Source organism: Hirschia maritima DSM 19733 (genome assembly GCF_000378345.1).
Classification (GTDB): Bacteria; Pseudomonadota; Alphaproteobacteria; order Caulobacterales; family Hyphomonadaceae; genus Hirschia; species Hirschia maritima.
The window spans coordinates 100,385-113,288 of sequence record NZ_KB899547.1; the positions used below are offsets into that span (position 1 = coordinate 100,385).

The 12,904-nt window shown below is 44.8% G+C and carries 13 protein-coding genes; 8 read left to right on the forward strand and 5 right to left on the reverse strand.

What is annotated here, in order from left to right:
• Positions 1-7 precede the first annotated feature (7 nt).
• The 3 genes from ettA to F551_RS0111845 are packed head-to-tail and all read left to right on the forward strand — an operon-like array spanning position 8 to position 3,498.
• Entirely contained in the window at positions 8-1,672 is a 1,665-nt protein-coding gene (gene ettA / locus F551_RS0111835; protein WP_018997723.1) for an energy-dependent translational throttle protein EttA, read from the forward strand.
• 46 nt (positions 1,673-1,718) lie between these two features.
• Positions 1,719-2,588 (forward strand): hypothetical protein, encoded by an 870-nt coding sequence (locus tag F551_RS0111840; RefSeq protein WP_018997724.1) that lies wholly within the window; start codon positions 1,719-1,721, stop codon positions 2,586-2,588.
• Between the two features lie 28 nt (positions 2,589-2,616).
• Complete coding sequence (locus tag F551_RS0111845) at positions 2,617-3,498, forward strand: aldose 1-epimerase family protein (RefSeq protein ID WP_018997725.1); 882 nt, start codon at positions 2,617-2,619, stop codon at positions 3,496-3,498.
• Between the two features lie 10 nt (positions 3,499-3,508).
• Here F551_RS0111845 and F551_RS0111850 read toward each other — a convergent pair whose 3' ends face one another.
• The 3 genes from F551_RS0111850 to F551_RS0111860 all read right to left on the reverse strand — a co-directional run bounded on the left by F551_RS0111850 (position 3,509) and on the right by F551_RS0111860 (position 6,345).
• On the reverse strand, positions 3,509-4,003 hold the full coding sequence (locus tag F551_RS0111850) for a hypothetical protein (protein WP_018997726.1): 495 nt from the start codon (positions 4,001-4,003) through the stop codon (positions 3,509-3,511).
• Positions 4,004-4,128: 125 nt separating this feature from the next.
• Positions 4,129-4,587, reverse strand: coding sequence for a hypothetical protein (locus tag F551_RS0111855; RefSeq protein WP_018997727.1), 459 nt, complete (start codon positions 4,585-4,587; stop codon positions 4,129-4,131).
• A 9-nt stretch (positions 4,588-4,596) separates the two neighbouring features.
• The gene (locus F551_RS0111860) at positions 4,597-6,345 is read right to left on the reverse strand and encodes a cation:proton antiporter domain-containing protein (RefSeq protein ID WP_018997728.1); all 1,749 of its coding nucleotides are present in this window, start codon (positions 6,343-6,345) and stop codon (positions 4,597-4,599) included.
• 225 nt (positions 6,346-6,570) lie between these two features.
• Between F551_RS0111860 and F551_RS0111865 the strand changes: the two genes are divergently transcribed.
• Complete coding sequence (locus F551_RS0111865; protein WP_018997729.1) at positions 6,571-7,173, forward strand: glutathione S-transferase N-terminal domain-containing protein; 603 nt, start codon at positions 6,571-6,573, stop codon at positions 7,171-7,173.
• A 183-nt stretch (positions 7,174-7,356) separates the two neighbouring features.
• Complete coding sequence (locus tag F551_RS0111870; protein WP_018997730.1) at positions 7,357-8,214, forward strand: response regulator; 858 nt, start codon at positions 7,357-7,359, stop codon at positions 8,212-8,214.
• Positions 8,215-8,277: 63 nt separating this feature from the next.
• Here the strand turns inward: F551_RS0111870 and F551_RS0111875 are convergent, their stop codons facing one another.
• Positions 8,278-8,946, reverse strand: a complete 669-nt coding sequence (locus F551_RS0111875) for an MlaC/ttg2D family ABC transporter substrate-binding protein (RefSeq protein WP_018997731.1) — start codon at positions 8,944-8,946, stop codon at positions 8,278-8,280.
• A gap of 41 nt (positions 8,947-8,987) precedes the next feature.
• Positions 8,988-9,725: an MlaA family lipoprotein gene (locus F551_RS0111880; protein WP_018997732.1), complete on the reverse strand. Its 738-nt coding sequence runs from the start codon at positions 9,723-9,725 to the stop codon at positions 8,988-8,990.
• A 231-nt stretch (positions 9,726-9,956) separates the two neighbouring features.
• On the opposite strand from F551_RS0111880, the gene F551_RS0111885 reads away from it, so the two are divergent.
• Genes F551_RS0111885 through F551_RS0111895 form a run of 3 tightly spaced genes read left to right on the forward strand, consistent with a single transcriptional unit; the run spans position 9,957 to position 12,903 of the window.
• Positions 9,957-10,928: an ArsR/SmtB family transcription factor gene (locus F551_RS0111885; protein WP_018997733.1), complete on the forward strand. Its 972-nt coding sequence runs from the start codon at positions 9,957-9,959 to the stop codon at positions 10,926-10,928.
• Positions 10,929-10,981: 53 nt separating this feature from the next.
• Complete coding sequence (gene metF, locus F551_RS0111890) at positions 10,982-11,854, forward strand: methylenetetrahydrofolate reductase [NAD(P)H] (protein ID WP_018997734.1); 873 nt, start codon at positions 10,982-10,984, stop codon at positions 11,852-11,854.
• The gene (locus tag F551_RS0111895; RefSeq protein WP_018997735.1) at positions 11,851-12,903 is read left to right on the forward strand and encodes a homocysteine S-methyltransferase family protein; all 1,053 of its coding nucleotides are present in this window, start codon (positions 11,851-11,853) and stop codon (positions 12,901-12,903) included. Before metF ends, F551_RS0111895 begins: the two co-directional genes overlap by 4 nt.
• Position 12,904: the final 1 nt, after the last annotated feature.

Sequence of the window (12,904 nt, forward strand, 5' to 3'; positions counted from 1 at the left end):
AGCGCACATGTCCATTAAATACATTTATCAGCTGCAAGGTTTGTCGAAGACGTATCCGGGTGGCAAAAAAGTATTTGAAAACATTCACTTGTCGTTTTTGCCGGATGCGAAAATCGGTGTTGTTGGTTCCAATGGTGCCGGTAAATCAACGCTTATGCGCATCATGGCGGGCGTTGATAAAGAATTTGGTGGTGAGGCGCGTGCCGCTGATGGGGTGAAGGTTGGATATCTGCCGCAAGAACCACAACTTGATGCAGGTGACACTGTTTGGGAAAATGTGATTGTTGGATGTCCTGAAAAGGAAGCCTTCGATAAGTTCAACGAGATCTCCAACAAAATGGCTGAGGAATACTCAGACGAATTGATGGAAGAGATGACAGCTCTACAAGAGCAGGTCGATCAGATGGATGCTTGGGATATTGATTCCAAGATCGAAATGGCGATGAATGCACTTTGTTGTCCGCCACGTGATGCGCAAGTCGCGCCGCTTTCTGGTGGTGAGAAACGCCGTGTCGCAATCTGTCAGCTGCTACTATCTAAGCCTGACATGCTATTGATGGATGAACCTACCAACCACCTTGATGCAGCGACAGTTGACTGGCTTCAAAACTATCTGATGAATTTCCCGGGATGTGTGATCCTCGTAACGCACGACCGTTACTTCCTGGATCAGATCACAACATGGATGCTTGAGCTGGATCGCGGACAAGGTATTCCATACGAAGGTAATTATTCCCGCTGGTTGGAACAAAAAGCTAAACGTGTAGAGCAGGAAGCTCGCGAAGAAGCTGGCCGTAAGCGCTCTCTTTCTAAAGAACTTGAGTGGGTAAAATCATCTCCCAAAGCGCGTCAGGCAAAATCTAAGGCGCGTATGTCTGCTTATGAAGAAAAAGCGGCAAAAGCGGAAAAAGAAAAAATCACAACAGCGCAAATTCGCATCCCACCGGGAGAGCGTTTGGGTAGTGTTGTTGTGGAAGCTGAAGGCCTACACAAAGGCTTTGGCGACCGTCTATTGATTAAAGACCTAAGCTTCCGTCTGCCACCGGGTGGGATCGTCGGTGTGATTGGGCCAAACGGTGCGGGTAAAACAACACTGTTTAAAATGATCACTGGTAAAGAGGGCCCAGATGAGGGGACTTTCAAAGTCGGTGAGACTGTTCAGATGGGATATATCGACCAATCCCGTGACAGCTTGAATGATGAAAACAATGTCTGGCAGGAAATTTCTGACGGGTTAGACTATATCGACATTGGCGGTGTGGAGATGTCTTCGCGTGCTTATGTGTCTGCGTTTAATTTCCGCAAAACTGATCAGTCTAAAATTGTCGGCAAGCTATCTGGTGGTGAGCGTAACCGTGTTCACCTCGCAAAAATGCTTAAAGAGGGTGGAAACCTTCTCCTGCTCGACGAACCGACAAACGACCTTGATGTGGAAACACTTCAAGCGCTTGAAGCTGGTTTGGATGACTTCCCTGGTTGTGCCGTTATTATTTCGCACGACCGTTGGTTCCTTGACCGCATGTGTACGCACATTCTAGCATTTGAAGGTAATTCACACGTGGAGTGGTTTGAGGGTGATTTCTCCTCTTACCTTGAAGACAAGAAGAAGCGTCTGGGTGAAGACGGAGCTGCGCCGAAGCGACCAACTTTCCAGAAGTTCTCAAGAGACTAAGTTTCAGAGCCTCCACTGGAGGCTTTTTTACTTTGGGGGAAGTGAAATGAATACTATGAATTTGATTCCGATTTTGGCTGTCATCTGTTTTGCATTCAATGCATCTGCGGAGCAAACTCTAATGAGCTTGGTAGAGTTTAGAGACGCTTATATGCAACTGGTCGACAAAGAGTTGGAACCAAATTGTCTTAAGGTCGCTGATGATGAGAGTTTTGAATACGGTGCTGAGAATGACTGCGGCTATGTTGTTGATGTCGTAAATGCCTACAATGAATATCTCGCGGAACCTTCTAATTTAGAACATATTCTGGATAAGTTTTTGTCGGTTTTTCTTCAAGTTGACGCTGAAGTATATGCAGATAAGGAAGATTTTTTAAGTCGATTGGTTGTGATGTTGCGTCCAGATGACTACGTCGGTCAAGTTGCAAACAAAATTGAAAGATATGCAGGGGCTGACGGTTCACATGTGTTTTATGCAACAGAAGGCGATCTGGATATTGTTTTGTTTCTAGACACAGATACAGCAGTACGAACTGTTTCTACAACAATGCTAAGCGACTTAGGTTTAACCACAGAAGAAGCCTATAAAATTGCTGTTAAGAATATTCCTGATTTGTTTGGTAAAGTAAGAATTGAGACTTACGAGAATTTAACGGCTATTTCCTCTGTAAATGGAATTACGCTGGCGTGGCCATTGATGGAAGGAGCTTGCACTCCCGATCTTGAGGGACTTTTTTTGTATGTCCTTGATAGTGAGTTTTTATTCTTGATTGACCCTAAAAACCAAACCCAAATTCAGAGTTTTTTTGCGATTGTTCACTCGTTGCAATCTAATCAAGTAGCTATGACTAATGATTTGTGGGTATGCGAGGCGGAAGTTTGGAAGTTCAAAGCGAAAATGCAACAAAAACAATAAAACTGAAGATGCAACAGGGTGAAATTGCGTGGTCTCTGATCTCATAAAAATCGAAAACGAAGCGCTTGTTGTTGAGGTCTCGACATTCGGGGCTGAGCTTCAGTCTATCTCGTCTAAAGATGGACGGGAATGGCTCTGGAATGGCGACGAGGAATGGTGGAGCGGCCGCGCGCCACTTTTGTTTCCGATTGTCGGTGGGTCTTTAAATGATACCGTCTCTGTAAAAGGGCAAGATTATACACTTCAGCGTCATGGATTTGCGCGAAAGAGCGAGTTCAATTTAGTTGAGAAGACAGAATTAAGCTGTACATTTGAGCTTGAATGGTCTGATGCTACTTTGGCAGTTTACCCATTTAAATTCTCTATGCGTGTCACCTATGTTTTGGATGGGATAAAACTAACAAACAGCGTTGAGATTGTGAATCAGGACGATCAGGAGATGCCGTTTGGTTTTGGCTTCCATCCCGCGTTCAATTGGCCATTACCGGGCGCAGAAGCCGATGAGCCACACTTCATAGATCTTGCAAATGGCGCAGAACCAGCAATGATGCGGTTGAATGAGACAGCTTTGTTTTCAGAAGAACTTCTGCCATCTCCGTTTAAAGACGGAAAGCTTCAGCTAGATCATTCTCAATACTTTGATGACGCAATGGTGTTTCCAGAAGGTGCAGGCACAAAATTGAGTTACGGCACCGATGTGGGCCCCAAACTTCATTTTGAATTTGAGAACCTGCCAAATCTAGCCTTCTGGCAAAAACCCAGAGCGCCTTACATTTGCATCGAGCCTTGGCACGGAATGGCGGGAGTTGATGGCAAGGGCACAGATATAATGGCTCGTCCGTCGACTTTCACTCTTCAGGCAAAAGAAACCCAGCGGTTTTCGTATAGTGTTGAGTTTCCAGCTGCATGATTTGGACGTCTTAGTCCAGATATAAGTTATCAGATGAGGCAGGCCGTGCAGCCAGTGGAGTCCCTTTTGCTGCCCAAGTGGTAACTTCACCATCTGCGAGAGTTGTGAGAGCTTTCCATTCTCCGCCTTCAAAATGGAGAACGTAAGCTTGCTCCCAGCTGACAATTGCATCTCCATCTTTGTTGAAAGCTGTGTCGCGTGTTTTTGCACTCACAGAATTTGATGTCATTGGTTGAATGTCGAGAACAACTTTTTGAGCTTTTTCCATGCCGACTGATTTGTAAAAATCACAGAGCTTTTTGAGGTTCGCTGTGAATTCAACTTTATCAAAAAAAGGGAGGCTTTGTTCATTTGAACTTATCAAACAAGGAAAAGACCAAAGGTTTGAAATCGTCTCAAGATCATAGTTTGAAAATGCTAGAGCATATTTGTCGAAAAAGCTGTGAATCTCAGTTTTAGCTTCTGGCGTAATCAAAGAGCCATTAGGAATTTTGGCCTCTGTCATGTCTTATGCTTTCATCATCTATAAAACTAGTTCTCATTGGCTGTGACACCTGATGTTTCTATGGGTGCCGTTGTTTACAATAGCATACCCGCAATTATCTTGCGGAATAGTTATTGGATGAATCATTAGTCGAGATAAATGTTGTCTTTGCTGGCTGGAGATACGTGGAGTGAAGTATCTTTGACTGCCCATTTAGTGACTTCAGTATCGGCAATTGTCATTTTCGTCTTCCATTCTCCATTTATATTTTTGAGAATGTATGATTGCTGCCACTCAAGGATTGGTGCTCTCTCTTCATCTAAGGCTTTGAAATTGATAGTGACACAACACGATATTTCGGAAATTGCATTGTAGGAAACGATGTTTTCAATCAGTGAATCCGTACCTAAAGACTGATAGAATTTAAACAGCTTCTGTATGTTGGTCTCAAAATCTCGATCTTCATGAAATGACGCGGAGTTTTCTTTCGTTGAAACAAGAACGGGAAGATTCCAATGGTCCATAACTGCTTTGGCATCGAATTTACCAAAAGCTTCTGCGTAGCTTCTAAAGTACTCTACGATATCATTTGGAACATCCTGCATGTTACAGACCTATTCTTTTTTTTGTGTTGCCAGCTTGTATTCTCTATCTCTCTCGTGCGCGATGATGCCTCGACTTGTTTCACCGTCATAACCAAATTCTTGAAGCGTTCGAGAGGCCATCTGTAATCCAGCCTCAATGGTCTCAGGAACAACAAAATCCGCTCCGGCTTCATACAGATCTCTTGCATGAATGGCGTCATTGGCGCGTACAATGATCGGCATTTGTGGTCGAAGGTTTCTCATAGTGCGCACAATAGATTCTACAGAACCAGCATCGTCTAGAGTGAGAACTGCCATAGCGGCTCCTTCGATGCCGGCTTTTTCTAGAATTTCTTTGCGAGCGGCATCCCCGAGATAGACACGCCAACCTTCTTCTCGAGAGAGGTTCACGCGTTTAGGTCTACTTTCAAGCGCGACGAATTCTGTTGATTCTGATTCAAGAATTCTTGCAACTGTGCGGCCGACGCGGCCAAACCCAGCTATGATGACGTGGCCCTCAAGGTCGGAATAATTATTAATGCCTTGAGCTTGCTCTTCCTCGTCTTCTCCAGCTTCAACTTTTGCTGCCAGAACTTGCCCGATCTTTGACATGAGGGGCGTGATCATCATGGAAAGCCCTGCGATCGCAGTAATGAGGGCGATGTCCTTTTCGGATAAAACATTTCCATCCGCGCCTGCTGCTAGAACGACAAAAGCAAATTCACCCGCGGGTGCAAGAAGGAACGCAGCCTCCAGTGCTGTCGAGAGTTTTCCGGAGAATATTCGGCATGCGATAATGGCTACAATTAGTTTTATGCTGAGCAGGCCGATCAATCCAAGCAGAACGGTGCTCCAATGTGCAAACATTGTCGGGATGTCCAATCCCATTCCTACGGTCATGAAGAACAGACCGAGTAAGAGGCTTTTAAATGGTTCAATATCAACTTCTGTTTGGTGCTTGAATTCTGTTTCACCCAACATCAGGCCGGCGAGGAATGCACCTAGGGCAAGTGATAAACCTGCACTAGCTGTTATGACTGCTGCGCCGACGACGGTTAGAAAAGTCGTGGCTATAAGAAAGTCTCGGCCGCCAGTTGTTGCTGCTAATCTAAAAAGAGGGCGTAGTAAAAAGTGGCCAATGAACAAGATCACGACTAGGGCGGCAAACCCATTAAAGGCGGCTTGAAAAATAGCGCCTGAAAGTGCTGGCGTCGCGTCTCTTGATAGAAAGCCTGCAAGGATTAGGATCGGCGCGACAAGAATGTCTTGAAATAGAAGAACACTAAGTCCGGTTCTGCCTGCCGGGGTCGCTGCTCTGTGATCATCTATCAGCAATTGCATGACGATAGCTGTAGAAGATAGGGCTAGGGCTAATCCAACAAGAGTAGCAGCAGGGGCTGTTAAGCCTATGAAGTAGGCTCCAATTCCTATAAGCAGGGCGCTGACACTGGCTTGCATTGCTCCGGCGCCAAAGACCAGACGTCTCATTTGCCACAGTTTCTTAAATGATAGTTCTAATCCCAATAGAAACAATAAGAACAACACTCCAAGTTCTGCAAAGGGAGCTGCGGCTTTAGCGTCGCTCATTGTAAATAGGCTTAAAAGCGGGAAATCATGAACAAGAGCCCCAAGCCCGATGGGGCCGAGAGCAATTCCAGCTAAAATAAATCCGAGAACAGGTGGAACACGCAGATATCGTAGTGCTGGGATAACTAAGCCTGCAGCAAATAGAAATACGATTGTATCTTTTATCAGGACTTCCTGACCTGCGTGTTGCATATGGGGCGTCTCCTGAACGTTTTGTCTTTTATGGACTACGCATTTCGTGCCTGTCTAGGTGCATTCAGTGTTATTCCTGTTTTTGTCTACAGAGGGTTAATAAATAGAAGTTTTTGGTTAATCATTCAGCGGAATAACAGATATAAAAAGAAAGACTCTTACTCGACTTTTGATTTTTTTTAATGTGTAGGAAATTCACGCAATTTCTCATTTTTGGTGGCTTCTATGCAATTGATTTATTCCACGACTTCTCCATATGCGCGGAAAGCACGCATGTTGATCATTGAAAAAGGGCTCGTTGATCATTTTGAGTTTTATCAGGTGAATACTCTGCAAGATGCGGAGTTTATTCGAGGGGTAAATCCGTTGGGAAAAATTCCAGCGCTGGTTTTGTCGGATGGAGAGGTCTTATATGATAGCCCGGTCATTTGTGAGTTTATTGATTTGCTCGATCATTCCACACTTTTAATCCCTGCCGAAAAACAAAGTCGATTTGAAGTTCTTACAAACCAGGCGCTCGCAGACGGTCTTCTGGACGCGGTGATTGCTATTGTCGCGTTCAAAAAACACTCTGGTGAAGAGCTTCCTCGAACATTGGTGGAAAAACACACCAAGAGCATTTTTCGTTCATTGGATGCTATGGAAAGCAGGATCACAGATGCGGGTGAGGTCATCGATCTGGGGCAATTGGCATTCGCTGCAGCTATTGGTTTTATTGAACTTAGGATGCCTGATTTAAATTGGATGGCAGGGCGCAACGAGCTTTCAAATTGGTTTAGTCGCATAAAGAAACGTGCAAGCTTTATTCAAACGCGGCCAGTTGAGTAAAGGTCAGTATGATTACTTGAGTATTTAATGTTAACGTTGTCTGATTACTCTGACATTTATTAGAAGAAAGATGTTTCAACTGATGGAGTATCATTTTCTAGATGTTGTTAGGGGTATATTAGGGCTATTTGATTAGTATCCAGCGCCAACAAGCTATTTTGTGTGAGTTTTGGGGGCAAAACGATGCCAGTGCTGAAGTGCTTATTATTGGAAGATAGTGCTACACAAGCCAAGATCATGTCTTCGATCATGAAGCAAGTTGGCTGTGAGTGTATGATTGCGTTGTCCGTAAGGGAATATAAGGGCAAGCCAGAACTGTTTGACGCTGAATTTGATCTTGTTTTGATTGATATCAATTACGGTGGCGTTTCAGGATTAGAACTCATTGATGATGTTCAAAAACGATGGCCAAATGCTGTGGTTGGCGTGATGACAGCAGATTCCACGGATAACTATAGTGGCCTTGTAAAGGCTAGAGAGCGTGGAATTAAACTTGTACTTCGCAAACCATTTGGTGTCGAAGAAGCGCAAGCTGCGGTCAAAGATGTTGCGTCATTGAAGGCGGGAGGCGCAACGCTTCTGCATGCTGTTGTAATAGACGATAGCCGGACATGCGGGAAAGTCGCGGCAGGAGTATTAAGACCCAATAACTACCGCGTGACAGTATTTGACAATGCTCAAGATGCAATTGCGCGTTTGAGTTATGATCATGTCGATGTAGTCATTACAGACCTGTTTATGCCTGATACTGATGGGCACGAAGTTATCAAACTTGTTCGTGATGTTTGGCCGCACGTGGCGATAGTCGCTATGACGGGTGGTACGGAAGGTTCTGATATTGCTGGCCGTGAGCTGAAATCTGCCAAAAATCATGGTGCTAATGCACTGCTCTTTAAGCCATATGGGGCAGATGAAATGCTGGCCGCTTGTCGTCACGCACTCGAAGAGCAAAAAGAAAAATATGGCGAGAAATTTATTCAGCTCCCGTCCGCCGCAAAAAAGAAGTCTAATGGCGGAGACAATGTCTATTTAGATGTTTAGCCAATAAAAAAGCCTGCTCGAATATAAAGCAGGCTTTTTCTAGTTTGTTTATGGCGGCAAATATTAGCCTTCTTCAAAGAGGTTTAAACTGTTCTGCGCCAATTCTTTCTCTCTTTGCAGTTTTGCTGTCATTGCGTTTATGCGTTCTATTAGAACTTTAGCGCTGCCATTGGAGCGATCCAAAAGCGATACAAATTGGGCTTGTTGCTCTTGAGCTAGCCAGATTTGGCTGCCGTCAATGTTTAAAGCGACATCTAAAACTTTGTACTCATTTGAGTTTTTGTCCAAGCGTACGCGCCATTCAACATTGAATTTTTTGCCGGCATTAGGGGCTAAGATTTTGGTCTTCACCACTGAATCGCCAGGTCCGAGGTCTACGGATCCAACAACTTCGATTTTTTCACCACGGAAGCGGTCAAGCTGAACTTCATAAACAGCAAGTGCATATGTAATAAAGGCGTCGGAGTAGGCTTCAAACTCATCTTTAGTGAATTGACGTCCATAACGGCCAACAGCAAAGCGCGCCACTTTATCCATATTGGCGAAAGTGTTCATGTACTCGTTGAATTGAGCAGTGCGATCGGCTTCAGTAAGGTCGGGCTGGTTTAATGTATTAAGTACGGTGTTGGCGTTTTCTTCGACATAAGCCTCAGATTTTTCATCCGCCCAAGCTGTGCTGGTGATCAATGCGCCAGCCAATGTAAATGTGGCAATCTTCTTTAAAATATTCATGGTAGCCCTCCTAGAGGCCCCTTTTTCAACAGTGTGTATTGTTAGTATTCATCATAACTAGGCAAATCTTCGTAGGCATTGGGGTCTTCTTGCCCATTTCTGATTGCTGCGTCCCGAGTTTGGCCATAAATCCGCCTTACAGCTGTATACGGGTCGGCTTGTTGCTCGCGTAATTCTTCCACAGTTTCGATCAGCTTTTCGCGCCCTGAGACAACTCCCAGTACCGAACGGCCGATTCTAAATTCTGTGTCTCCTTCAAATTGAGCATAATTTAAAGGTTGGAAAGCGCTATCTACACCGGACCCGAGCAAATCGCGAGGATTTGTAGACCCGATAACAGGTAGAACTAAATAGGGGCCATCGCCGACACCCCATTTTCCGAGGGTTTGTCCGAAATCTTCTTTGGTGCGTTCGACGCCTAGGTGTCCAGCAACGTCTACCAATCCTGCAACACCAAGTGTCGAGTTCATAGCAAAACGTCCCACAGTGTGACCAGCAGAAACGAGTTCACCTTGTAAGACTTCATTGACGAATGTGACTGGCTCTTTCAAATTTGCAAGAGCATTTGAAACGCCTTCACGCATATCGTCCGTTGTAACTGTTCTGTATCCCTTGGCGACGGGTTCTAGAACTGCTTTATCCAATGCGTTGTTAACTGCGAACATGCGTCTGTTGAAGCCTTCGAAAGGATCATTTGCATTTTCGGAAGTTGCACTAGTGGATGCACAGCCGGTGAGCCCAACAATTGCCAGGGCAGAAATACTTGCGATTTTTTTCATAACCTGATTTTTCCCTCACATTAGCCATGCATATGAGTCTGACTTTATCGATTTACAATAGACGTTTGATTAAGTCTTTTTGTGTTGTTTCAAAAAGGTCACTATAAATGCTGAAAATGTTCATTTTTGTCAGCAGTCTCTTACCATAATTATAGTTAATGAGGGCCTTAGGGAAATAAATTCAATAATTTCACCTTGAAAAATCATATAAAGATATGTTTATATGGTGATATGACAAAAATTAACATAGATGAGATGATTGATAGTTTGCGTGCTGCTGGTGAAGCAACACGTGCGCGCGTGCTGGCGTTGTTGAGCCGCGGTGAGCTGTCCGTTGGTGAGCTTGCTCAAGTGTTGGGGCAGAGCCAGCCAAGACTTTCTCGTCATATGAAATATCTTACATCAGCTGGTTTGGTAGAACGCATGCCTGAAGGAGCTTGGGTATTTTACAAGCTTCCTCGCAAAGGAGTTGGGCGTGAACTCGTGGATACAGTTTTATCCTTAGTTGATTTGAACGATAATGCGTTGAAGAGAGATTTCCAGCGATTGGATGAAATTCGACAGCTTCGTCAGAAGGAAGCCGGAGCATTTTTTGAACGTTCTGCCAAAGAATGGGATGCTATACGTGCGTTGCATTATCCAGAGGCGGATATTGAAACGGCTGTTCTTAAAATACTAGGCAAAGGCCCTTTTGAGCGTGTCATCGATATGGGGACAGGAACCGGCAGGATGCTGTCTCTTATTGCGCCCTTCGCCAAGTCAGCAGATGGAATTGATCTCTCGCATCAAATGCTGACCATCGCTCGATCGAATTTATCTGCAGAGCAATATGCGCATGTGGATGTGCGTCATGGTGATGCGATCAATACCCCATTTGAAGATGAGAGTGCGGATGTTGTCATCATTCATCAAGTCTTGCATTTTCTAGATGAACCTGAGCGAGCGATTTTAGAAGCAAATCGATTGTTAAAAGCGGGTGGAAGACTGCTGGTCGTAGATTTTGCTCCTCATAATCTAGAGTATCTCAGAACAGACCAAGCGCACCGTCACCTCGGGTTTGCTGATCAACACTTCGAGGAATGGTGCGACAGTGCGGGACTATTAGTCGGTCCACATGAAAAATTTGATGCGCCGGCCAAAACTATAGAAACTGAGCAGGCTGGAATAGCAGTAAATATCTGGACTGCACAGAAAACTAACTGACTTAACAATCCGAGTTTGACCCCTAATAAACCGGACTCTAAGGAATTAAACGTGTGAGCAATTTAAATATCTCTTTCGAGTTCTTTCCGCCAAAATCAGATGCGGTAGAGAAACGCCTTTGGGATTCAGTTGAAAGACTGTCTCCTCTCCAGCCCAAATTTGTATCTGTCACTTATGGTGCGGGAGGATCGACTCGTGAACGCACACTTGATGTTGTGGGTCGTATTGCTTCTGACACGTCCAATTCAATCAAGGCGGCAGGGCATATTACTTGTGTAGGTTCTAGCAAATCCGAAATTAACAGCGTTCTTCAGGGATATTGGGACCGCGGCGTGACGAGCATTGTGGCTTTGCGGGGCGATCCTGCTGAAGGTATTGGTGCTAAATATATTCCGCACCCTGATGGGTATTCTTATGCGTCAGATTTGATTGAAGGGGCAAAGGAAATTGCCGACTTTGATATATCGGTTGGGTGTTACCCTGAAGGCCACCCCGAAGCTCGAAGTATGTCCGACGAATTGTCAAATCTGAAACGAAAGTTTGATGCTGGTGCTGACCGTGCGATAACCCAGTTCTTTTTTGAACCGGAAACATATCTTCGTTTTCGTGATAAGGCGCAGGCAGCTGGAATGGATAAGCCAATCGTGCCAGGTATTATGCTTCAATCGAATTTCAAAGGACTATCGAGAATGGCTGAGATGTGCGGAGCCTATTTACCGCCGAAGTATGCCGAACTCTATGAAGGCCTCGATGATGATTGGGAAACAAGAGATTTAGTAACAGCACACTTAACTGCCGAGATTTGTAATTCACTGGTACAAGAGGGGGTGAAGGACTTCCACTTCTACACAATGAACCGTGCCGGATTGTCGTTGGCGACATGTCGTCTTCTTGGAGTAAAGCCTGTTAAAGGACCGCAAGCATGAACCGCGAACAGAGACTTGAAAAACTAACCCAAGCTGCCGATGAACGAGTAATTATTCTAGATGGTGCAATGGGAACGGAATTGCAGACCTTTAAGCTGACTGAAGAAGACTTTCGAGGTGAGCAGTTCAAGGATGTGAATTCTTTTTTGAAAGGCAATAATGATCTTTTAAATCTGACAAAGCCTGATGTGGTAAAAGAGGTTCATCGTCGGTATTTTAAAGCAGGTGCAGATATCGCAGAAACGAATACTTTTTCTGCAACAACAATTGCGCAGGCAGATTATGCGTTAGAGTCTTTAGCGGCCGAGATTGCGCGGGAAGGTGCAAAGCTCGCGCGCGAAGTTGCTGATGAATTCGAGACAGAAGACTCACCTAAAGCAGTGTGGGCGGCAATAGGGCCAACAAACAAAACTTTGTCTTTATCTCCAAATGTAAATGATCCTGGTTATCGTGAAGTTACATTTGAGCATGTCGCTGAAGCTTATAAAGAGCAGATAGCTGCAATGGCTGAGTTTTCGGATGTTTTTCTGATCGAGACTATTTTTGATACGCTCAATGCTAAGGCGGCTATTAAGGCGGTAAAAGATTGGGAGTTCGAAAGTGGGGAGAGCCGTCCCATTGTGCTTTCAGGTACGATTACAGATCAATCTGGTCGCACATTATCAGGGCAAACAACAGAGGCGTTTTGGTATTCAGTGCGGCATGCTAAGCCATGGGCGGTAGGCCTAAACTGTGCTCTTGGTGCTGATCTGATGAGGCAGTATGTGGTTGCATTGTCACGGGTCGCTGATACCCGCGTGTTGGCCTATCCAAATGCCGGACTTCCCAATGAATTTGGAGAATATGATGTCACCCCTGAAGAGCAGGCAAAGCATCTTAAAGGTTGGGCTGAAGATGGTATCGTAAATGTCTTAGGTGGGTGTTGCGGAACGACACCTTCTCATATTGATGCTATTGCCAAATCCGTGAAATCGAGCAAGCCACGAATAGTGCCTGAAGTGAATGAAGCGATGCGTTTATCAGGTTTGGAACCGTTTGTTCTAGGCTAAG

What these genes read in the sequence shown, in the direction of transcription:
- ettA (WP_018997723.1), top strand. Translation starts at nt 8, where the DNA reads ATGTCCATTAAATACATTTATCAGCTGCAAGGTTTGTCGAAGACGTAT.
- F551_RS0111840 (WP_018997724.1), top strand. Translation starts at nt 1,719, where the DNA reads ATGAATACTATGAATTTGATTCCGATTTTGGCTGTCATCTGTTTTGCA.
- F551_RS0111850 (WP_018997726.1), bottom strand. Translation starts at nt 4,003, where the DNA reads ATGACAGAGGCCAAAATTCCTAATGGCTCTTTGATTACGCCAGAAGCT.
- F551_RS0111855 (WP_018997727.1), bottom strand. Translation starts at nt 4,587, where the DNA reads ATGCAGGATGTTCCAAATGATATCGTAGAGTACTTTAGAAGCTACGCA.
- F551_RS0111860 (WP_018997728.1), bottom strand. Translation starts at nt 6,345, where the DNA reads ATGCAACACGCAGGTCAGGAAGTCCTGATAAAAGATACAATCGTATTT.
- F551_RS0111865 (WP_018997729.1), top strand. Translation starts at nt 6,571, where the DNA reads ATGCAATTGATTTATTCCACGACTTCTCCATATGCGCGGAAAGCACGC.
- F551_RS0111870 (WP_018997730.1), top strand. Translation starts at nt 7,357, where the DNA reads ATGCCAGTGCTGAAGTGCTTATTATTGGAAGATAGTGCTACACAAGCC.
- F551_RS0111875 (WP_018997731.1), bottom strand. Translation starts at nt 8,946, where the DNA reads ATGAATATTTTAAAGAAGATTGCCACATTTACATTGGCTGGCGCATTG.
- F551_RS0111880 (WP_018997732.1), bottom strand. Translation starts at nt 9,725, where the DNA reads ATGAAAAAAATCGCAAGTATTTCTGCCCTGGCAATTGTTGGGCTCACC.
- F551_RS0111885 (WP_018997733.1), top strand. Translation starts at nt 9,957, where the DNA reads ATGACAAAAATTAACATAGATGAGATGATTGATAGTTTGCGTGCTGCT.
- F551_RS0111895 (WP_018997735.1), top strand. Translation starts at nt 11,851, where the DNA reads ATGAACCGCGAACAGAGACTTGAAAAACTAACCCAAGCTGCCGATGAA.